This is a genomic window from Methylobacterium sp. D54C, from assembly GCF_053345595.1.
The window spans coordinates 13,049-33,197 of the sequence record NZ_JBKFAK010000014.1 but is presented as its reverse complement, the minus strand read 5'-3'; the positions used below and the strand labels follow the sequence as shown (position 1 = coordinate 33,197).

The following is a 20,149-nucleotide window of genomic DNA, read 5'->3' as shown; positions in this document are numbered from 1 at the left end:
TCCGTGTGACCGGACGCCCCGCATGATCGCCGTCGACGACGGGGTGCCGGCACCGCTCGGCGCCCATTTCGACGGGCGCGGCGTCAACTTCGCCCTGTTCTCCGGGCACGCCACCGCGGTCGACATCTGCCTGTTCGAGCCGGGGGAGCGGCACGAGACCCGCACGGTGCGGCTGCCCTGCCGGACCGACGACGTCTGGCACGGCTACCTGCGCGGCGTGCTGCCGGGCCAGCTCTACGGCTACCGGGTGCACGGCCCCTGGGACCCGGCGGCGGGCCACCGGTTCAACGCCTCGAAGCTCGTCCTCGACCCCTACGCGCGGGAGATCCGCGGCCGGATCCGCTGGCACGACGCGCTCTACGGCCACCGCCGGGGCGGCGGGCGCGAGGACCGGATCGACCGGCGCGACAGCGCGGTCTACATGCCGCGCTGCGTGGTCACCGCGCCGGAGGTGCCCGACCTCGCCCTCAACCCGGTCCGCCGGCCGCTCGCCGAGACGGTGGTGTACGAGGCGCACGTCAAGGCGCTGACCCGCACCCATCCCGACATCCCCGAGGCGGAGCGCGGCACCTACGGGGCGCTCGCCCACCCGGCGATCATCGAGCACCTCGTCAAGCTCGGCGTCACCGCCCTGGAGCTGCTGCCGATCCAGGCCTTCGCGGACGACCGCTTCCTGGTGGAGAAGGGGCTCGTCAATTTCTGGGGCTATCAGCCCCTGGGCTACTTCGCCCCGGAGCCGCGCTACCTGGGGGAGGGCGGCCTCGGCGGCCTGAAGGCGGCGATCCGGGAGCTGAACGCCGCCGGGATCGAGACCTGGCTCGACGTGGTCTACAACCACACCGCCGAGGGCGACCACACCGGCCCGACCCTGTCGTTCCGCGGCATCGACAACGCCAGCTACTACAAGCTCGACCCCGCCGACCCGCGCCGCAACCGCGACTGCACCGGCTGCGGCAACACCTTCGACGCGAGCCACCCGCGGGTGATGCAGCTCGTGCTCGATTCCCTGCGCCACTGGGTCACCGCCTACGGCATCGCGGGCTTCCGCTTCGACCTCGCCTCGAGCCTCGGGCGGGCGCCCTTCGCCTTCACCCCGCAGGCGGCGTTCTTCCAGGCCGTGGCGCAGGACCCGGTGCTGGCGCGGGTCAAGATGGTGGCCGAGCCGTGGGATGTCGGGGAGGGCGGCTACCAGCTCGGCGGCTATCCGCGCGGCTGGAGCGAGTGGAACGACAAGTTCCGCGACGCCGCCCGGGGCTTCTGGAAGGGCGATTCCGCCACGCTCGCCAAGGTCACGCAGGGGCTGACCGGCTCGCGCGAGGTGTTCGCCCCGTCCGGGCGCTCGCCGCTGGCCAGCGTCAACTTCATCGCCAGCCACGACGGCTACACGCTCGCCGACACGGTGTCGTACGAGGAGAAGCACAACGAGGCCAACGGCGAGGACAACCGCGACGGCCATAACCACAACGTCAGCCGCAACTACGGCGTCGAGGGCGACACCGACGACGCGGCGATCCTGGCGCTCCGCGCCCGCCAGAAGCGCAACATGCTGGCGACGGTGATGCTGGCCCAGGGCGTCCCGATGCTGCTCATGGGCGACGAGCGCTCCCGCAGCCAGGGCGGCAACAACAACGCCTACGCCCAGGACAACCCGACGAGCTGGATGGACTGGAGCGTCGATCCGGATCCGGCCCTCACGGACTTCGTGGCCAACCTGCTGGCCCTGCGCCGGGCGCAACCGGCCCTGCGGCGGCGGCGCTTCTTCACGGGCGCGCTGATCGACCCCGACGAGCCCCTGCGCGACGTGCACTGGCTCTCCCCCGAGGGCATCGAGATGGAGGTCCGGCACTGGTCCGACGACGGGCTCCAGGTGTTCGGCATGCAGATCGGCAACGACGGCGACCCGGGCGAGCGCCTGCTGATGCTGTTCAATGCCGGGGCGGAGGCCGTCAGCTTCCGCCTCGCCCCGGTGATCGGCGGCCCGTGGACGCCGGCCTTCGACACGGGCGAGCCCGCGGGCGCCCGCACCCCCGGCGCGCCGGCGATCGCGGCCGGGACCGCCGTGCCGCTGCCGGGCCGCACGGTCCTGGTGCTCACCGCGCCGGGCACCGAGACCGGCAACCGGGGCGGCTGGGTGCCGGGCCGGTAGGGGCGGGGCGCCTCAGGACCGGCCGGAATCGGCCGGACGGCGCCGTCAGTCGAACAGGCTGGAGACGCTGGATTCGGTCGCGGTCCGGCCGATCGCCTCGCCGAGCAGCGGCGCGATCGTCGCCACCCGGATGTTGCGGGCGAGCTTGACGGCCTGCGTCGGCTGGATCGAGTCGGTGATCACCAGCTCCTTCATCCGCGAGGCGGCGATGCGCGAGACCGCGCCGCCCGACAGCACGCCGTGCGTGATGTAGGCCGAGACGTCCTTGGCGCCGGCGTTGAGCAGGGCCTCGGCGGCGTTGACCAGGGTGCCGCCCGAATCGACGATGTCGTCCACGAGGATGCAGGAGCGGCCCTCGACCTCGCCGATGATGTTCATCACCTCGGACTCGCCGGGGCGCTCGCGGCGCTTGTCGACGATGGCGAGCGGGCAGTCGATCCGCTTGGCGATGGCGCGCGCCCGGACCACGCCGCCGACGTCCGGCGAGACCACCATCCGGTCGGCGCTCGGCAGCCGCTCCTTGATGTCGCGCACCATCACGGGGGCGGCGAACAGGTTGTCGGTGGGGATGTCGAAGAAGCCCTGGATCTGGCCGGCGTGGAGGTCGAGGGTCAGGACGCGGTCGGCGCCGGCCTCCGTGATCAGGTTCGCCACCAGCTTGGCCGAGATCGGGGTGCGGCCGGAGGTGCGCCGGTCCTGCCGCGCGTAGCCGAAATACGGGATCACCGCCGTGATGCGCCGGGCCGAGGACCGGCGCGCGGCGTCGATCATGATCAGCAGCTCCATCAGGTGGTCGTTCGCCGGGAACGAGGTCGACTGGACGATGAACACGTCCTCGCCGCGCACGTTCTCCTGGAGCTCGACGAAGATCTCCATGTCGGCGAAGCGCCGGACCATGCACTTGGCGAGCGGCAATTCGAGATAGGCCGCGATCGCCTCGGCCAGGGGCCGGCTGGCATTCCCGGCGATGATCTTGATCGAGGATTTCATGGGCGGCCGCTCGCTCGCGGCCGGACCTCCCGCCGCTCTTGTTCAGACCGGTCTCCCGAGGAGCCGGAACGATCCGATGACGGGCGAGGCTCTTAGCAGCGGGCCGGAAGTGTCACAATGCCTTCACGGCCGCGCCCTCACCGCGCTCTTACCCCGCTCTCACCGCGGACGCGCGCGGCGGACCCGGCCCCGGATCCGGATTCGGATCCCCGCGCGCCCGGTCCCCTCAGGGGGCCGGCGGCTCCAGCAGCCGGTGCAGGTGCACCACGAAGTAGCGCGTCTGCGCGCTGTCGACGGTGGCCTGGGCCTTGGCCCGCCACGCGGCCTGGGCGGTGGCGTAGTCCGGGAAGATGCCGACGATGTCGAGGTTCTTGATGTCCCGGAACCGGACCCCGTCGAGATCCTGCAATTCACCGCCGAAGACCAAGTGCAGTCTCTGGTCGCTGTCGATTTCCGTCGTCATGGCCCGTCCTCCGTTCCTGCGCGGCGCTCGCAAATGGCGGGCCCGCGGTCAAGCCTGAACATCCGCAGGCGAGCCCCGAATCCGCCGCAGATCTGCGGCGGCCGGGCGAAGGGCGGGGCGAGGGGGCCGGGCGAGGGGGCCGGCCGGGGGGCTGAGCGTAGCGGCGCGGTGGATGCGCAACACCGGACGCGCCGTGCTACGAGCGGCCCATGACACGCCGCCTCCTCCCCGACGCCGTCCTCGTCGCGCTGGCCCTCGGCCTCGGCGCGGCGCCGGTCCAGGCCCAGCAGGCGCCCCGCGCGCCCCGCCCCGACAGGAGCGTCCCGGACCGGCGGGCCGGGCCGCCGGTGATCGGCTGCCCGTCGCTGGCCAATTACCGCATGCTGATGCGCGACGGTGCGGCGGCGGCCGCGGCGCACTTGGCCGACCCCAAGGCGGACCATCTCGGCTGCGCGGCACTGGCGCGCACGGACCTCGCCGGCATCGTCGACAAGGTGACGCTGGGCGGCGCGAGCTACGACTGCGCCGCCGTGCGCGGCACCACGGCCTGCCACTGGATCGCGCCCGGGACGATTCCCGAAGGCCCCGCACCGGCCAAGCGCTGACGGTCGGCCGCGCGGCCCGCGCTCAGCGCAGGTGGCCGCTGGCGCGCAGGTCCCGCTCGACGGCGTCGTGGAGGGCCTGGAGGGGATTGTCGTTGATGGCGGCGGGCGGGTGCAGCGGCGCCATCGGGGCGGGCCGCGCGTCGAGCCCCGGCAGGATCGTGGCCTCGGCGCCCGGCCGACGCGGGGGAAGTCCCACGGGAAGTCGCACGGGCCGGCGCGCCGCGAGGGTTCGCAGCGCCTCGCGGGCGCCGGGCGGGAGGAGCGTGACGAGTCTGTCCAGCATGGCCGGCCTCAGCGCGCGCGGCCGGCCGCGGCCGGCGGGAACGGGACGGTGGCGGCGGATCGGTTCTTCACGCGGGCACCCGTGCGGGATCGATCGCGGGAAACGAGCCGGCACCCCCACAGTTCCGATGAAGCAGTATCGCGAATTTAATCGTACGTGTCGCCTGAATATCGGCGAACACTGGTTCATCGGTTTCGATTGTCTGAAGCGTGGCGGAAGCGGATGGGAATCGAACCCACCGTACGCTGTTGGCGTACCACTGGTTTTGAAGACCAGGAGGGCCACCAGACCCCGTTCGCCTCCGCGACCGGGGGTACGGGCGGGGCGGGGCGCGGTCAAGGCCGCCCGCGTGCGGCGGATCGCGCCGCCGATCCGCCGCCCGGACGCCCGGATTCGTATTAATTCCGCCACACTGTTGTGGCCCTGCACCAGTCATGCCGTTCCTGAGACGCTCACGGACAGAGGAAGGCCCCGCGTCGGTCCCCGAGAGGGGTGCCGACGGGGCGGGCCAGGACGCGGTCCAGCAGGACGCGGGCCAGCAGGACGCGGGCCAGCAGGACGCGGGCCAGCAGGACGCGGGCCAGCCGGACGCTGTCCAGCCGGCCGCGGATCAGCGGGACGCGGGCACGCCCGCGGGCCCCGAGGCGTCCCAGCCGTCCGGCACGCCCCTGGCGGAATCGCTGCGGCCGGGCCCGCGCGGTCCCGGCTGGATCGGCGCCGCCATGGTGATCACCGCCCTGGTCTCGGCGCTCGCGACTTTCCTGATCCTGGCCGGGGTGATCCGGGTGACGCCGACGCCGGCCTACGGCGTGACGCTGCTGGCCATCAACGCCGCCCTGGTGCTCGGCCTCGCGGTCATCATCGCCTGGGAGGCGCGGGTCTTCCTGCACGCCCGCAAGGCCAACGCCGCGGTGGCGCGCCTGCACACCCGCATCGTCGGCCTGTTCTCGCTGATCGCGATCCTGCCGACGATCCTGCTCGCCGTGGTCGCCTCGGTGACGATCGACCGGGGCCTGTCGCTCGGCTTCACCGACCGGGTCCGGGACGTGGTGCTGAAATCCGTGGAGGTGGCCGACGCCTACCAGGAGAACCAGTGCCAGAGCCTCGCCCGCGAGATCCGCATCCTCGCCGACGACCTCACCCGGGCCCGGCCGAACTTCGACGTGAACCGGGACTGGTTCCAGACCTTCCTGACCACCCGGGCGACCAATCTCGGCCTGCCGGTGGCGCAGATCATGCGCGGCCCCACCGAGGTGGTGGCCCGGGCCAAGATCGACGTCCTGAAGACGAACCGCCTGCCCTCGGCGGCCGCCTTCGAGGACGCGGCGAACTCCGCCGATCCGATCTGCCTCCTGCCCACCGAGGGCCGGGTCTTCGCCGCGCTGCTGCGCATGCCGGCCTACGACGACGCAGTGCTGATGGTGCAGCGGGAGGTGAGCCAGCTCGCCATCGAGTTCCCGGGCGTGTCCCGGGCGGCGGCGGCCGAGTACCTCACCTACGATTCGCTGCGCCGCTCGATCCAGATCACCTTCGCGTCAGTGTTCCTGCTGATCGCGCTGATCGCGCTGCTCTCGGCCGTCTGGTTCGGCATGAACTTCGCCAACCGGTTCGTGGCGCCGATCCGGCGGCTGATCAACGCCGCCGACCAGGTGGCGTCGGGCAATTTCTACGCCCAGGTGCCGACCAAGAAGACCAGCGGCGACCTCGCCCACCTGGGCGAGAGCTTCAACAAGATGACCCAGGAGCTGCGCCGCCAGCACGCCGGCCTGATCGCCGCGAGCGACCTGATCGACACCCGCCGCCGCTTCACCGAGGCCGTGCTGTCGGGGGTCTCGCCCGGGGTGATCGGCCTCGACGCGGCGGGCTTCGTCACCATCGCCAACCCCGCCGCCGAGCGGATGCTCGACCTCGCGAGCGACGCCCTGGTCGGCGAGCCGCTGGCCCGCGCGGTGCCGGAGCTCGCGCCGGTGCTGGCCGAGAGCGAGGCGCGCCCGCGCAGCCTGCAGCAGCAGCAGGTCCAGCTCACCCGGTCCCGGGGCGAGCGCACCATCACGGTGCGGGTCACGAGCGAGCAGGCGCAGGGGGCGTCCCGCGGCTCGGTGGTGACGCTCGACGACATCACCGACCTCGTCCAGGCGCAGCGCAGCTCCGCCTGGGGCGACGTGGCGCGCCGCATCGCCCACGAGATCAAGAACCCGCTGACCCCGATCCAGCTCTCCGCCGAGCGGATCCGGCGCAAGTACGGGAAGGTCATCACCGCCGACAAGGAGGTGTTCGACCAGTGCACCGCCACGATCGTGCGCCAGGTGGACGAGATCAAGCGCATGGTCGACGAGTTCTCGGCCTTCGCGCGGATGCCGAAGCCCGCCATCGCGCCGAACGACCTCACCGAGATCGCCAAGCAGAACCTGTTCATGATGCGGGTCGCGCACCCGGACATCGACTTCGCGTTCTCGGCCCAGGGCGGCGCGGGCAGTGCGGAGAAGATCGTGGCGGCCTTCGACATCAGGCTGCTCAGCCAGGTGATCACCAACATCCTCAAGAACGCCGTCGAGGCGGTGGCCGAGGTGCCGGAGGCCGAGCTCGGCAAGGGCAAGATCAGCCTGAACCTCGCCGTCGAGGACGGGTTCGCGGTGATCGCCGTCACCGACAACGGCAAGGGATTCCCGGCCGAGGGGCGCCAGCGCCTGCTCGAGCCCTACATGACCACCCGCGAGGGTGGAACCGGGCTGGGGCTTGCTATCGTCAGCAAGGTGCTCGAGGAGCACGGCGGCGGGATCGAGCTGAACGACAATCCCGCCGGCCGCGGCGGCCAGGTCCGGATGCGGGTCCCGCGCGAGCACGGGCCCGAGCCGGCGGCGGCGGCCCCTGAGACCAGTCCCGTCACGACAGAGGAGAAGGGCGCCGCGCCGACGGCCCCCCGGATTGCGGAGATGCACGCATGAGCGCCGATATCCTGATCGTCGACGACGAGGCCGACATCCGCGACCTCGTCGCCGGGATCCTGGACGACGAGGGCCACCGCTGCCGCACGGCCGGCGGCTCGGACGAGGCGCTCGCCGCCATCGAGGCGCGCCGGCCGCACCTCGTCTTCCTCGACATCTGGCTGCAGGGCTCCCGGCTCGACGGCCTGCAGGTGCTCGACCTGATCAAGGCGGCCAATCCCGACCTGCCGGTGGTGATGATCTCGGGCCACGGCAACATCGAGACCGCGGTCTCGGCCATCAAGGCGGGCGCCTACGACTTCATCGAGAAGCCGTTCAAGGCCGACCGGCTGATCCTGGTGGCCGAGCGGGCGCTGGAGGCCTCCCGGCTCCGGCGCGAGGTCCGCGACCTGACGGCGCGCTCCGGCGCCACCAACCGCATCGTCGGCACGTCGCTCGCCATCAACCAGCTGCGCCAGACCCTCGACCGGGTGGCGCCGACGAACGCCCGGGTGATGATCACCGGGGCGCTGGGCGCCGGCAAGGAGCTCGCGGCGCGCAGCCTGCACAAGGCCTCGGCCCGCTCGAACGGCCCGTTCGTGCTCCTCAACGCGGCGGCGATCCTGCCCGAGACCATGGAGGCCGAGCTGTTCGGGGTCGAGGGCGAGAGCGGCCGGCGGGTCGGCGCCCTGGAGGAGGCCCACGGCGGCACCCTCTACCTCGACGAGGTCGCCGACATGCCGCGGGAGACCCAGAACCGGATCCTGCGCGTCCTCGTCGACCAGAACTTCCAGCGGGTCGGCGGCACGACGCGGGTCCACGTCGATGTCCGCATCATCTCCTCGTCCTCCCGGGACCTTCAGGAGGAGATCGCCGCCGGCCGCTTCCGCGAGGACCTGTTCCACCGCCTGTCGGTGGTGCCGATCCGGGTCCCGGCCCTGTCGGAGCGCCGGGAGGACGTGCCCGAGCTGATCCAGTTCTTCATGGACAACATCTCGTCCCAGACCGGCCTGCCCAAGCGCCGGATCGCCGAGGACGCCATGGCGGTGCTGCAGTCGCACAACTGGCCGGGGAACGTGCGCCAGCTCAAGAACAACGTCGAGCGGCTGATGATCCTGACCCAGGCCGACCCGGAGCAGGAGGTCACCTCGGAGATGCTGCCCTCCGAGATCGGCGCCCTGGTGCCGACGACACCGGGCGGCGCGGGCGGCGAGAAGCTGATGAGCCTCGCGCTCCGGGAGGCCCGCGAGATCTTCGAGCGCGAGTACCTCGTGGCGCAGATCGCGCGGTTCTCGGGCAACATCTCGCGCACCGCCGAGTTCATCGGCATGGAGCGCTCGGCCTTGCACCGCAAGTTGAAGTCCCTCGGCATCGGCCCGTGAGGCCGCGGCGCCGGGGCGCGCGTTGATGGCGGGGCCGATCCGTCACGGATCGGCTGGAACGGGGGTTGCTTGCACCCACGCTTTCACGTCGTCATGGTGTTGGTATACACGGCCCTGGACCGGATGATCGGACGATCCGGCCCGCGGCATACTCCTCCCGGACCGAGCGAGCCGGGACAACAAGAAGGCCAAGAAGATGGCGGGCGAACGCGCACAGAACCTTCAGGACACCTTTCTCAACCATGTCCGCAAGAACAAGATTCCGCTGACCATCTTCCTCGTCAACGGCGTCAAGCTGCAGGGCGTGGTGACGTGGTTCGACAATTTCTGCGTGCTGCTGCGCCGGGACGGGCACTCGCAGCTGGTCTACAAGCACGCGATCTCCACGATCATGCCGGGCCACCCGGTGCAGCTGTTCGAGCCGGACGAGACCGCCGAGAAGGCGTGAGGGCCGGCGGCCCCGGCGCCTAGCGGGCCGGAAGCCGGGGATCGGGCGGGTCGGAGGCCCAATGCGCCGCGCGGGCGACGCCGCGCGACCGGCGCGGCCGCGGCGGGGGAGGGCGGAGACCCCGCCCGCCGACGGATATCTGTGCCCGTTCGCGGCCGGCATCTTGGCCCGGCCCGCCCGCATCCCCATTCTGACACTCCGACCTCTCCAACGAAGCCGTCGCCCGGGGCGGCGGCGCCGAAGGCCGTATGACCGAAACGCTGACGTCCGGCGAAGCCCGCCTCCAGGCGCAGGCCGCCCCCGAGGGCGAGATCGCCGCGGCGACCCACACCCTGGTGATCGGCCCCTACCTCGCCCGCGGCGCGGCGGGGGCCGGCCCCGGACCGGCCGCGCCGTCGCGCTCCGTGGAGGCCCGCCTCGACGAGGCGACCGGGCTCGCCGCCGCGATCGAGCTCGACGTGGTCGAGAGCCTCGCCGTCAGCCTGCCGCGGATCCGGCCCTCCACCTATCTCGGCAAGGGCCGGGTCGAGGAGATCGCCGGCCTGATCCGCGCCCGCGAGATCGGCCTCGTCGTGATGGACTGCGCCCTGTCGCCGGTGCAGCAGCGCAACCTCGAGAAGGCCTGGGGCGCCAAGGTCATCGACCGCACCGGCCTGATCCTGGAGATCTTCGGGCGCCGCGCCTCCACGCGCGAGGGCACGCTGCAGGTCGAGCACGCCCACCTCGCCTACCAGAAGTCCCGCCTCGTACGCTCCTGGACCCACTTGGAGCGCCAGCGCGGCGGCTTCGGCTTCCTGGGCGGCCCCGGCGAGACCCAGATCGAGGCCGACCGGCGCATGATCCAGGAGCGCATGACCCGGATCGAGCGCGACCTCGACGCGGTGGTGCGCACCCGCGGCCTGCACCGGCAGAGCCGGGCCCGGGTGCCGTACCCGATCGTCGCGCTCGTCGGCTACACGAACGCCGGGAAGTCGAGCCTGTTCAACGCCCTGACCCGGGCCGAGGTCACCGCCAAGGACATGCTGTTCGCGACCCTCGACCCCACCGCGCGGGCGACCAAGCTGCCCCACGGCGAGACCGTGATCCTGTCGGACACGGTGGGCTTCATCTCCGACCTGCCGACGCCCCTGATCGCGGCCTTCCGGGCGACGCTCGAGGACGCCATCGAGGCCGACGTGCTGCTCCACGTGCGGGACGTCGCCCACGTCGATTCCGAGGCCCAGGCCGAGGATGTCGGCGAGGTCCTGCGCGAGCTCGGCATCGAGACCAGCACCGACCGGATCATCGAGGTCTGGAACAAGGCCGACCTGCTCGACGACGACGAGCGCGCGCGGCTCCTGAACCTCAGCGGCCAGGCCAGGGCCCGCAACGACCGCGACAGTGCCGCGCCGGTCCTGGTCTCGGCGGTGACCGGGGAGGGGCTCGCCGCGCTGTCGGCCCGGATCGAGGCGCGGATCGGGCGCAACCGCGCGAGCTTCGCGGTGGCGCTGCCGCCGGAGGACGGGGCGGCGCTGAACTGGCTCTACGAGAACGCCGAGATCCTCGACCGCCGGTCGGAGGCCGACGGCACCCTGCATCTCGCGATCCGGATCGCCCCCGAGAAGGAGCCGCGCTTCCTCAACCGCTTCGCGGCGGCCCGGCGCCTCGGCCGGGGCGGTTGATGGCCTCGGGCAGCGCCGGCAACCCGACGCTCTCCGCGCTGCGGCCCGCGCGGGCTCCTGCCGAGGGCCGGGCGGATCCCGGATCGGACGACGAGGCGGTTTTGCGGACCATGCAGGCCGGCGGCGGCCTGCGCCTGCTCGGCCTGCGGGTGGTGATCGTGCTGGTGCTGCTGATGGCGGCCCAGGCCTATGACGGGTCGCTGCACGCCCTGAGCCACTGGTTCATCCTCGGCCTGTACGGCCTCGGCACGATCTGGTTCGGGCTGCGGGAGCGGGGCGGCGGCCCCGCGGCCACCGTCTACAGCTGGGCCGGCACCGGCCTCAATGCCGGGCTCGCCGTCTACGTGATCATCGAGCACATGCTAGCCGGGGGCGGGGCGGGGCTCGGCGCCGACGCGGTGAGCCGCCTGCCCGCCTTCCTGCTCCTGCTCCAGACCGGCCTGAGCATGCGGGTGGCGCAGACCCTGCTGTTCTGCGGGCTCGTCACCGTCTGCTGGAGCGCGGCCTTCCTGGTCGGCCTGATCCATCCGGACCTGTTCCCGAACGCCGACACCTTCCCGACCGCGCAGCTCACCGGGCTCGCCACCTTCATGGCGGCGGGCCTCCTGGTGGTCGACGGCATGGTCCGCCTGCGCGCCGCGGTGGTGCGGGCCCTGCGCATGGAGCACGAGCGGACCCAGCTCGCCCGCTTCGTGCCCGACACGGTCGCCCTCGACCTCGCCGCCGACGACGGCGATTCCGGCCTCGGCATTCACCGGCGCCACGCCTGCCTGATGATCCTCGACATCCGCGGCTTCTCGCGGCTCTCCCGCGAGCACCCGCCCGAGGCCATGGTGACGGCCCTGCTGGGGGTCCGGGCGGCGGCCCAGGCGGCGGTGGCGGAGCAGGGCGGCCTCGTCGACAAGTATATCGGCGACGCGGTGCTGGTGCAGTTCGTCGTCGGCCATCCCGACGTCCAGGCGCGCGCGGCGCTCGCCTGCGCCCTGTCGATCCGCGACCGGATCGCCGCGCTCAACGCGGCCCGCGCCCGGGAGAATCTGTTCCCCCTGCGGGTCGTGGTCGCCCTGCACGCGGGCGACCTGCTGGTCGGGGTCTTCGACGACGGCGTGCGGGCCGAGTACACGGTGCTGGGTCCGGCGATGAACGCCCTGGCGCGGATCGAGACCCAGGCCAAGGCGGCCGAGATCGAGATCGCCGCGTCGGGAGACTTCCTGGACCTGCTCGGCGGCGTGCTCCCGGCCGGGATCCGGGCCGTGCCGGTGCCGGACGCCGCCCTGCCGGAGCACCTCACCCTGTCGGCGATCGCGGTGGCGCCCGGCGCCTGAGACGGATTCCCGGGGGAATCCCGGCGGCGTCTCGGCGGTCTCCCGGGGCCGCAGGGCGCCGGGATCGCGAGGATCGAGGCTGGCGCGCGCGGCGTCTTCTGCTACGCCCGCCGTGTTGCGAGCCCACCGTGCGTGGGCGTGGTGCCACGAGGACGCGATGCAGGGATCGACGCTGGGATCGAAGCCGGGCTCCAAGTCGGGATCGAGGTCGGGATCGAGGTCGGGATCGAGGTCGGGATCGAAGCCGGGATCGAAGCCGGGATCGAAGCCGGGACCGGGCTGGCTGGGGCGGCTCGCCCTGGGCGTCCTGGCGGCCCTGGCCGCCGCCGGGACGGCGCGGGCGCAGGAGAAGCCGGCCGCGAAGGCGCTCCCGCCCCTCGTCTTCACCGGCATCCCCGACCAGGACGAGAGCCGGCTGGTCGAGCGCTTCGGCAAGGTCGCCGCCTATCTGGAGGCCGAGCTCGGCGTGCCGGTGCGCTACATCCCGGTGAAGAGCTACCCGGCGGCGGTCACCGCCTTCACCAACGGGCAGGTGCAGCTCGCGTGGTTCGGCGGCTTCACCGGCGTCCAGGCGCGCAAGGCCGTGCCGGGTTCCCAGGCGATCGCGCAGGGCGCCGAGGACGCGGCGTTCAAGACCTATGTCATCGCCAACGCCGCCGCGGGGCTGAAGCCGGAGAAGGATTTCCCGAAGGCCGTCGCGGGCAGGACCTTCACGTTCGGCGCCCGCGCCTCGACCTCCGGCCGGCTGATGCCCGAGTACTTCGTCCGGCAGGCCTTCCCGGGGAAGACCCCGGAGCAGGTCTTCGCCCGGGTCGGCTTCTCGGGCGACCACACCCGGACGATCCAGCTGGTCCAGTCCGGCGCCTTCGCGGTCGGCGCCGTCGACTACTCGGTCTGGGACCTCGACTCGAAGGCCGGCAAGGTCGACCCGAAGGCCGTCTCGGTGATCTGGGAGAGCCCGACCTTCCCCGATTACCAGTGGACCGTGCGGGGCGACGTGGAGCAGACCTACGGCGCCGGCTTCACCGACAGGCTGCGGGCCGCGCTGACCGGCATCGCCGACCCGACGATCCTGGAGCCGTTCGGGCGCTCGAAGTTCATCCCCGTGACCAACGCGGCCTACGAGCCCCTCGTCGAGGTCGGACGCTCCACCGGCCTCCTGGACTGACGCGCGTGTCGCGCGGCGCGGCAGCCGGCGAGGAGTCGGGCAAGGAGGCGGGCGCGGGGTCCGGCGCGGCCATCGTCCTGGCGAACGCCTCCGCGGCCTATGACGGGCGCCCGGTTCTGTCGGGCCTCGACCTGACCGTGCGGGCGGGCGAGCGGGTCGCGCTCATGGGGCGCTCGGGGGCCGGCAAGTCGACCCTGATCGGCCTGATCCACGGGCAGGCCCCCGGGCGGGTGGCCCTGGTGCCGCAGGCGGCCGCCCTGGTGCGGCCGCTCTCGGTGTTCCACAACGTCTACATGGGCCGCCTCGACCGGCGCTCGACCCTGCACAACCTGCGCACCCTGGTCCGGCCGGCGCGGGCCGACGTCGCCGCCGTGGCGGCGGTCCTCGACCGGGTCGGGCTCGCGGACCGGCTCTGGGACCGGGCCGGGGAGCTCTCCGGCGGCCAGCAGCAGCGCGTCTCGGTGGCCCGCGCCCTCTACAACGGACGGCCGATCCTGGTGGCGGACGAGCCGGTCTCGGCGCTGGACCGCCAGCAGGGCGGCCGGATCCTCACCGAGCTGGCCCGCGGGCACGAGACCCTGATCCTGGCGCTCCACGACGTGGCCCTGGCCCTCGCCCACACCGACCGGGTCGTGGTGCTGGAGGCCGGCCGGATCGTCCTCGACGCGCCCTCGGCCGGCCTCGACCCGGCGCGGCTCAGCCCGTTCTACGAGGCCGCCTGATGGGCGCTCTCGCCGGCAAGGCCGCGTTCCTGCCACGGCCGGGCTACGCGGCGGTGAGCCGCTGGTTCCTGGCGGCGGCGCTCGCCGGCCTGCTGGTCGCCGACCTGCAGGTCACGACCCTCCACCCCTTCGCCGACCTCGCCCGGCTGCTGGGCGGCCTGATCCGGCCCGATTTTCTCGCGGTCGAGGGCTGGAGCGTCCTCTACACCGTGGCCTTCGCGATGCTCGGCGTCGGGCTCGGGGCCGGGACGGGGCTGCTGCTCGCCGTCCCCTTCGCCCGCTCGCGCGCCGTCCGGCTCGCCTGCGCGGGCCTGCGCGCCGTCCACGAGCTGTTCTGGGCGCTGCTGCTGATGCAGGTCTTCGGCCTGTCGGCGACCACCGGCGTCCTCGCCATCGCGCTGCCCTACGCGGGCATCTGCGCCAAGGTCTACGCCGAGCTGATCGAGGAGGCCGACCTCGCGGCGCTCCGCGTCCTGCCCGCGGGCACCGGCACGGTCTCGGCCTTCCTGTACGCGCGCCTGCCCGAAGTGGCCGGACGGATGCGCGACTACACCCTCTATCGCCTCGAATGCGGCCTGCGCTCCAGCCTCGTGCTGGGCTTCATCGGCCTGCCGACCATGGGCTTCGCCTTCGAATCCGCCTTCCGCCAGGGCCGCTACGCCGAGGCCGGGGCGCTGCTCCTGATCTTCTACGCGCTGATCGGCACGCGCCGGCTCTGGGTGCGCGCCCGGACCCTGCCGTTCCTCCTCGTCGGCGCCGTGCTGGCGCTGCCGCCGACCGTCGGCAGCGCGGCGATCGGCCCGAGCCTCGCCCGCTTCCTCGGCCACGACGTCGTGCCGGCCCCGCTCCGGGGCGCGCCGCTCACCGAGCCCGAGACCTGGGCGCGGTTCTGGTCGTGGCTGCGCCCGATCCTGACCGAGCAGGTCCTGCCCGGCACGGCCCAGACGCTGATCCTGGCACAGATCGCCCTGGCCGCCACCGCCCTCGGGGCCCTCGTCCTGTTCCCGCTGACCGCGCGGCGCTTCGCCGGGCCGATCGGGCGGCCCCTGGGGCGGGCGCTCCTCGTGGTGGTGCGCTCCACGCCGGAATACATGCTGGCCTACGTCGCCCTGCAGCTGCTCGGCCCCTCGATGCTGCCGGCGATCCTGGCGCTGGCGCTGCACAATGCCGGCATCGTCGCCTACCTGATGGGCCGGCACGCCGACGCGATCCCCTACCGGGCGGACGCCCCCCGGGGCCTCGACCTCTACGCCTACGAGACCGTGCCGCGGCTCTACGGGCAGTTCCTGGCCTACCTGCTCTACCGCTGGGAGCTGATCCTGCGGGAGAGCGCGATCTTCGGCATCCTGGGGGTCACGACCTTGGGCTTCTATGTCGACGCCGCGATCTCGGAATTGCGCCTCGACGTGGCCCTGGTGCTGATCGCCGCCACCGCGCTGGTGACGATGGCGGTCGACACGTTCTCGCGGGCGCTCCGCCGGTCCCTGCGGATCGACACCCTGCCGACCCGGCTCTCCGGGCCGCAGCCGATCACCGGGGCGGAGGCTGCGGACGGCTGATCGGAGCGCCGCCGTCGTTGCGAGCGGAGCGAAGCAATCCAGCAGCGCCACACCCGCCGATGTCGCGCTGCCCTGGATCGCCTCGCTGCGCTCGCGATGACGGGGCTGGTCACCATGCTGCGGGCGGCCGCAAACAAGAACCGCCCGGGCCACCTCACCACTTGTAGCTGACCTTCGCCAGCACCCGCCGGGCGTCGCCGTAGAAGCAGGACACGTTCGACTGGCAGGAGGCGACGTAGCGCCGGTCGGCGAGGTTCGAGGCGTTCACCTGGAAGCGCCAGTTCTCGACATCGTAGTGCACCTGCGCGTCGAACAGCACGTAGTCGGGCACCCGCAGGGTGTTGGCCACGTCCGCGAAGGAGCTGCCGACGTAGCGCACGCCGCCGCCGAAGCCGAAGCCGCGCCACGGCCCGAGCGGGATGGTGTAGTCGGCGAACAGCGAGGCCAGGGTCTGGGGGATGTTGACCGGCGTCTTGCCGACCCGCACCGGATCGGCATCCCGCTCGGTGGTGAAGTCGAACTTGGTGAAGGACGCCACGAGGTTGAGGCCGTCGGCGACGTTGGCGACGAGCTGCGCCTCGAAGCCGGTGGAGCGCACCGCACCGACCTGCGTCTGGAAGATCGTGTTCACCGGGTTGGGGGTGAGCACGTTGTTGCGGTGGATGTCGAAGCCCGCCAGCGTCAGGAAGTAGCCCTGGCCGGGCGGCTCGAACTTGACGCCGCCCTCGACCTGATCGCCGGTATCGGGCCTGAAGGTGCGGTTGTTGATGTCCACGCCGATCTGGGGCTGGAACGAGGTCGCGTACATGATGTAGGGCGCGAGGCCGAAGTCGAAGTTGTAGATCGCCGCCGCCCGGTAGGTGAAGGCGCTGTCGTTGCGGCCGTTGGTGTTGGCGGGCGTCAGGCGGTCGTAGACGGTGTTCTGGACGAAGTCCTGGCGGCCGCCGAGGATCAGGGTCAGCTCCGGCGTGAGCTTGATCTGGTCCTGGAAGTAGAGGCCGACCTGCTGGAACGAGTTGGCGTTGATCAGGTAGGGCGAGGCCGAGACCGCCTGCGGGCCGTAAGAGGGTGCGAGGATGTTGAGGTCGGGGCCGGGGAAGCCCGAGGCCTGGTTGTCGTGGATCTGGAAGTTCCGGTACTCCACGCCCATCAGGAAGTCGTGGCGGAAGAAGCCGTCGAAGAACTTGGCCTCGGCCTGCGTGTCGACGTCGAGCTGCGCGATCTTGGCGGAATCCCGGAACAGGTAGCGGCCGAGCTGGGTCTGGAGCGGGTCGGTGTAGCCGAGCTGGCCGATATAGGAGTTCTGGAAGCTCTGCGTGTAGCCGTAGCGGGCGTTCTGGCGCACCGCCCAGGTGTCGTCGAAGACGTGCTCGAACTCGTAGCCGATGAAGGCCTGGTCGCGCCGGAAGGTGTTGAAGCCGGCATCGCCCACGTTGAGCGAGCGCGGGATGCGCAGGCCGAGCACGGTCGGCCGGGCCGTGCCGTAATAGGGCAGGAAGTTCGCCGTCACGGCCGTGTTGTCGTGCTGGAAGCTCGACAGGATCGTGAACTTGGTCGACCCGTCCGGCTTATAGGTGAAGGCCGGGGCGATGTAGTAGCTGTCGTCCGGCGCGCCCTGGACCTGCGTGCCGCCGTTGCGGGCGTAGCCGGTCAGGCGGCCGAACCAGTGACCCTCGGCGTCGGCCGGGCCGCCGACGTCGAAGGCGGCGTAGCGCTGGTCGAAGGAGCCGCCGCCGACCTCGACGAGCCCGAACGGGGTCTCGGTCGGGCGCTTGCTGATCTGGTTGATCAGGCCGCCGGGATTGCCGGCGCCGAACAGCACCGCGGAGGGGCCGCGCAGCACCTCGATGCGCTCCAGCCCGAACGTGTTCACGCGGCTGTAGGCGAAGCCGTAGTTCAGGAGCTGCAGGCCGTTGAGGTAGAGGCCGTAATCGCTGACCACGAAGCCGCGGAGCTGGAAGAAGTCGAGGCGCGTGTCGGCGCCGAAGGTGCCCGCGTAGGTGCCGGCGACGTACTGGGTCGCCTGGGTGAGGGTCTGGGCGTTCTGGGTGTCGAGCTGCTTGCGGCCCACGACGCTGATCGATTGCGGCGTCTCGATCAGCGGGGTGTTGGTCTTGGTCGCGGTCGCCGAGCGCCGGGCCACGTAGCCGTCGATCGGGCCGGTCGGGCTCTCCGCGCCGCGCACGGGTGCGCCGGCCGGGGCCCCGGAGGCCGGGCCGCCGCCCTGGCCGGTGACGCTCAGCTCCTCGAGCTGCACGCGGCCGCCGGCGGTCGGGCCGGCGCCGCCGCGGCGCGGCGCGTCCTGGGCGAGGCTCGGCGCGGCCTGCGCCAGCACGGCGAGCGAGGCCCCGGCGAGCAGGGCGCGCAGGGTGATGCCGGGGAGGGGGTGGACGGCTCTCATGGTCTCTTGCCGGATGCGACGCTGCGGGCAGCCGACCGCGCGCGCCGGGGGCCACCCCGGCGTCTCGGCCATGCTGTTTAGAATTGTGATAAAGTACTGTAAAACTTGATCTTTCTCCATCCGGACTACGGGCAGCCGGACGCGGCCGCAAGCGGCCTTCACGCGGAAGGCGACGCCTGTTGCCGTAGCGACACGTATCGGTGGTGCGGCGGGGGGCGGTCCCGCGGGGCTACTTCACCCGGTCCGCGAGCCAGCCGGCCAGGACGTCCGCGACGGCGTCGCTGTTCGTCTCCAGCATCATCATGTGGCCGTTGCCGTGGAGGCCGCGGTCGGCCAGCCGGACCACGTCCGGCCTGGCGCCGGCCTGGGTCAGGAACGCGACGGTGCAGTCGTCGTAGGTCGCGTGGAAGGAGGCCTCCGCGGTCACCACCACGGCCGGCACCTTGGCGAGGTTCGGCAGGGACCGGACGGGCTCGCCCTGCAGCCAGCAACGGATCCGCCCGTCCGCGGCCCTGTCGGACTTGGATTCGGACCCCTTGGCCGCCTGCGCCACCGTCAGGTCCTCGGGCGCCCGGACCGGCGGGTCGAAGGTCAGCGGCATGCGGGTCAGCCCGTAGGCGCGGGCGCGCCCGTCGCCGGTCTTCTCCCAGAACTCCTTGCCGCCGCGGAACTGCACGTCGAAGAAGGGCGGGCCGTTCGGCTCGACGGCGACATGGGCCTTCACGAGGTCCGGCCGCGTGTCCGAGGCCGCCCAGCCGAACAGGGCCGCCTGACCGTGGGTGAGCAGGATCGCCGGCCCGATCCTGTCCAGCAGCGCCACCAGGGCCGGGTCGACCAGCTCCTCGGTCTGCTGGCTGTTGGCGAGGAACGGGACCTGGCTGGCGAAGAACTGGTCGAAGGCGGCGTTGCCCTGCACGCCGGCCCCGCCCGGCCAGCGGGTGTGGAGCTTGGCCTGCGGGTAGAGGTCGTAGACCTCGGGCGCCGTGTGGGTGCGCTCCAGGCCGCGGGTGCCGAGCCGGTCGTAGGGGCCGTAGACCTCCGGGTTGGTGCCCGAGCGCCCGCGCCCGACCTGATCGACCACGTAGACCTGGTAGCCCTTCTCGACGAAGCGCTGCACCCAGCCCGGGCGGCCGTCCGCGGTGGCGAGGTAGTTCACGCCGGTCTGGGCGAGGCCGTGGACCATCACCACCGGGTAGGGCTGCGTGACCCGGGCCGGGGTGCGCGACTGCACGAACATCTGGCCGACCATCACGGTCTTGTCGCCGAGCTTCTGGTAGCGGCCGCCGATGTAGAAGTAGCCGGCGCGGGTCACCGGCTCGGCCGGGCCCGGCTCCGCCGCCGCTCCCGGCGCGGCGGGGGCGGGCGCCGCGCTCCGGGGCGGGGCGTTCGGAGGCGTCGCGGGCTGGGGGGCGGGCAGGGGCGCGGGCTGGGCCGGGACGGGCCCCTGCGCCCGGGCGGGGCCCGCGACAGGCCCGGCTCCCAGCACAGTTCCCAGTCCGGCGGCCAGGATCAGCCCCTGAGCGGCGCGCAGCGCCGCGCGGGTGCCGTTCGCGGTGTCGTTCGCGATGCCGCCCGCGATGCCGCTGCCGGCCATGCCGTCTCTCCCGGATGCGCGCCGCTCCGCGCCGGCGCTTATTGCGGGAAACGCAACGTTCCACCAGCCAGGAAAGCTGCACGGTCCCGCGCGATCATCCCCGGCCGGACGAAGCGTCGCGGCGACCGGGATCGCGGCCGAGCCCGGCCCTCCGCGCATGCCAGGCGCGACCGCGGCGGCGCTGGCGCGGCGCGGGCGGCGCGCCCACCTTGGGGAGGCACCGGCGCCACAGCGGCGCCCCCCGCCCGGATCGCCCGCGGCGGGGCGAAGCCAAGGACTCCCGCCGTGGATCCCGAAACCGCCAAGACCCTGGTCTCCGCCGCCCTGGTCGCGTCGATCACCCTGTTCAGCCTCGTGTCGCTCCAGGCGTTCGTCGCCCAGATCCTGGCCGACCTCCGCGACGCCGGGTCCGCCCCGAAGCCCGTGCCGGTGCCGGTGCGCGCCGACCGCCGGGATCCGCCGCAGGCCTGACCGGCCC

At 72.6% G+C, this 20,149-nt stretch carries 16 protein-coding genes and 1 tRNA gene; 11 read left to right on the top strand and 6 right to left on the bottom strand.

The genetic code is table 11. From position 1 onward, the window contains the following. The first annotated feature begins 22 nt into the window (after window positions 1-22). Window positions 23-2,146 carry a glycogen debranching protein GlgX gene (gene glgX / locus ACLBYB_RS22315; RefSeq protein WP_447700081.1) on the top strand — a complete coding sequence of 708 codons (2,124 nt, stop codon included), beginning with the start codon at window positions 23-25 and terminating at the stop codon, window positions 2,144-2,146. A 45-nt stretch (window positions 2,147-2,191) separates the two neighbouring features. On the opposite strand, the gene ACLBYB_RS22310 is transcribed toward glgX, so the two are convergent. Both ACLBYB_RS22310 and ACLBYB_RS22305 read right to left on the bottom strand, forming a co-directional pair. Further along, window positions 2,192-3,136: a ribose-phosphate pyrophosphokinase gene (locus tag ACLBYB_RS22310; protein WP_012318471.1), complete on the bottom strand. Its 945-nt coding sequence runs from the start codon at window positions 3,134-3,136 to the stop codon at window positions 2,192-2,194. 226 nt (window positions 3,137-3,362) lie between these two features. Beyond that, entirely contained in the window at window positions 3,363-3,599 is a 237-nt protein-coding gene (locus ACLBYB_RS22305) for a DUF4170 domain-containing protein (RefSeq protein WP_020095575.1), read from the bottom strand. Between the two features lie 209 nt (window positions 3,600-3,808). Between ACLBYB_RS22305 and ACLBYB_RS22300 the strand changes: the two genes are divergently transcribed. After that, on the top strand, window positions 3,809-4,204 hold the full coding sequence (locus ACLBYB_RS22300) for a hypothetical protein (RefSeq protein WP_056524642.1): 396 nt from the start codon (window positions 3,809-3,811) through the stop codon (window positions 4,202-4,204). Window positions 4,205-4,226: 22 nt separating this feature from the next. Here the strand turns inward: ACLBYB_RS22300 and ACLBYB_RS22295 are convergent, their stop codons facing one another. Together ACLBYB_RS22295 and ACLBYB_RS22290 are read right to left on the bottom strand one after the other, a co-directional pair. After that, complete coding sequence (locus ACLBYB_RS22295) at window positions 4,227-4,487, bottom strand: hypothetical protein (RefSeq protein WP_091683143.1); 261 nt, start codon at window positions 4,485-4,487, stop codon at window positions 4,227-4,229. A gap of 210 nt (window positions 4,488-4,697) precedes the next feature. Beyond that, a tRNA-Sec gene (locus tag ACLBYB_RS22290) sits at window positions 4,698-4,790 on the bottom strand. 131 nt (window positions 4,791-4,921) lie between these two features. Here ACLBYB_RS22290 and ACLBYB_RS22285 point away from each other — a divergent pair. From ACLBYB_RS22285 to ACLBYB_RS22250, 8 genes are all read left to right on the top strand, one after another. After that, complete coding sequence (locus ACLBYB_RS22285) at window positions 4,922-7,432, top strand: ATP-binding protein (protein WP_447700080.1); 2,511 nt, start codon at window positions 4,922-4,924, stop codon at window positions 7,430-7,432. Continuing rightward, entirely contained in the window at window positions 7,429-8,793 is a 1,365-nt protein-coding gene (gene ntrX / locus ACLBYB_RS22280; protein ID WP_020095571.1) for a nitrogen assimilation response regulator NtrX, read from the top strand. Before ACLBYB_RS22285 ends, ntrX begins: the two co-directional genes overlap by 4 nt. A gap of 196 nt (window positions 8,794-8,989) precedes the next feature. Beyond that, window positions 8,990-9,241, top strand: a complete 252-nt coding sequence (hfq, locus tag ACLBYB_RS22275) for an RNA chaperone Hfq (protein ID WP_007563033.1) — start codon at window positions 8,990-8,992, stop codon at window positions 9,239-9,241. A 248-nt stretch (window positions 9,242-9,489) separates the two neighbouring features. After that, complete coding sequence (hflX, locus tag ACLBYB_RS22270; RefSeq protein WP_020095570.1) at window positions 9,490-10,902, top strand: GTPase HflX; 1,413 nt, start codon at window positions 9,490-9,492, stop codon at window positions 10,900-10,902. Beyond that, on the top strand, window positions 10,902-12,227 hold the full coding sequence (locus ACLBYB_RS22265; protein ID WP_020095569.1) for an adenylate/guanylate cyclase domain-containing protein: 1,326 nt from the start codon (window positions 10,902-10,904) through the stop codon (window positions 12,225-12,227). Before hflX ends, ACLBYB_RS22265 begins: the two co-directional genes overlap by 1 nt. 157 nt (window positions 12,228-12,384) lie before the next feature. Further along, window positions 12,385-13,395 (top strand): putative selenate ABC transporter substrate-binding protein, encoded by a 1,011-nt coding sequence (locus ACLBYB_RS22260; protein ID WP_447700079.1) that lies wholly within the window; start codon window positions 12,385-12,387, stop codon window positions 13,393-13,395. 5 nt (window positions 13,396-13,400) lie between these two features. After that, the gene (locus tag ACLBYB_RS22255) at window positions 13,401-14,117 is read left to right on the top strand and encodes an ATP-binding cassette domain-containing protein (RefSeq protein ID WP_447700078.1); all 717 of its coding nucleotides are present in this window, start codon (window positions 13,401-13,403) and stop codon (window positions 14,115-14,117) included. Continuing rightward, complete coding sequence (locus ACLBYB_RS22250; RefSeq protein ID WP_447700077.1) at window positions 14,117-15,676, top strand: PhnE/PtxC family ABC transporter permease; 1,560 nt, start codon at window positions 14,117-14,119, stop codon at window positions 15,674-15,676. The genes ACLBYB_RS22255 and ACLBYB_RS22250 overlap by 1 nt, the downstream gene beginning before the upstream one ends. 154 nt (window positions 15,677-15,830) lie before the next feature. On the opposite strand, the gene ACLBYB_RS22245 is transcribed toward ACLBYB_RS22250, so the two are convergent. Next, the gene (locus ACLBYB_RS22245; RefSeq protein WP_447700076.1) at window positions 15,831-18,077 is read right to left on the bottom strand and encodes a TonB-dependent siderophore receptor; all 2,247 of its coding nucleotides are present in this window, start codon (window positions 18,075-18,077) and stop codon (window positions 15,831-15,833) included. Between the two features lie 229 nt (window positions 18,078-18,306). Further along, window positions 18,307-19,671, bottom strand: coding sequence for an alpha/beta hydrolase (locus ACLBYB_RS22240; protein WP_447700075.1), 1,365 nt, complete (start codon window positions 19,669-19,671; stop codon window positions 18,307-18,309). 285 nt (window positions 19,672-19,956) lie between these two features. Between ACLBYB_RS22240 and ACLBYB_RS22235 the strand changes: the two genes are divergently transcribed. Further along, window positions 19,957-20,142, top strand: coding sequence for a hypothetical protein (locus ACLBYB_RS22235; protein ID WP_091977606.1), 186 nt, complete (start codon window positions 19,957-19,959; stop codon window positions 20,140-20,142). Window positions 20,143-20,149: the final 7 nt, after the last annotated feature.

Bases quoted from the DNA above. Each gene is read 5' to 3' on its own strand.
- glgX (WP_447700081.1), top strand. From the start codon at position 23: ATGATCGCCGTCGACGACGGGGTGCCGGCACCGCTCGGCGCCCATTTC.
- ACLBYB_RS22310 (WP_012318471.1), bottom strand. From the start codon at position 3,136: ATGAAATCCTCGATCAAGATCATCGCCGGGAATGCCAGCCGGCCCCTG.
- ACLBYB_RS22305 (WP_020095575.1), bottom strand. From the start codon at position 3,599: ATGACGACGGAAATCGACAGCGACCAGAGACTGCACTTGGTCTTCGGC.
- ACLBYB_RS22300 (WP_056524642.1), top strand. From the start codon at position 3,809: ATGACACGCCGCCTCCTCCCCGACGCCGTCCTCGTCGCGCTGGCCCTC.
- ACLBYB_RS22295 (WP_091683143.1), bottom strand. From the start codon at position 4,487: ATGCTGGACAGACTCGTCACGCTCCTCCCGCCCGGCGCCCGCGAGGCG.
- ACLBYB_RS22285 (WP_447700080.1), top strand. From the start codon at position 4,922: ATGCCGTTCCTGAGACGCTCACGGACAGAGGAAGGCCCCGCGTCGGTC.
- ntrX (WP_020095571.1), top strand. From the start codon at position 7,429: ATGAGCGCCGATATCCTGATCGTCGACGACGAGGCCGACATCCGCGAC.
- hfq (WP_007563033.1), top strand. From the start codon at position 8,990: ATGGCGGGCGAACGCGCACAGAACCTTCAGGACACCTTTCTCAACCAT.
- hflX (WP_020095570.1), top strand. From the start codon at position 9,490: ATGACCGAAACGCTGACGTCCGGCGAAGCCCGCCTCCAGGCGCAGGCC.
- ACLBYB_RS22265 (WP_020095569.1), top strand. From the start codon at position 10,902: ATGGCCTCGGGCAGCGCCGGCAACCCGACGCTCTCCGCGCTGCGGCCC.
- ACLBYB_RS22260 (WP_447700079.1), top strand. From the start codon at position 12,385: ATGCAGGGATCGACGCTGGGATCGAAGCCGGGCTCCAAGTCGGGATCG.
- ACLBYB_RS22250 (WP_447700077.1), top strand. From the start codon at position 14,117: ATGGGCGCTCTCGCCGGCAAGGCCGCGTTCCTGCCACGGCCGGGCTAC.
- ACLBYB_RS22245 (WP_447700076.1), bottom strand. From the start codon at position 18,077: ATGAGAGCCGTCCACCCCCTCCCCGGCATCACCCTGCGCGCCCTGCTC.
- ACLBYB_RS22240 (WP_447700075.1), bottom strand. From the start codon at position 19,671: ATGGCCGGCAGCGGCATCGCGGGCGGCATCGCGAACGACACCGCGAAC.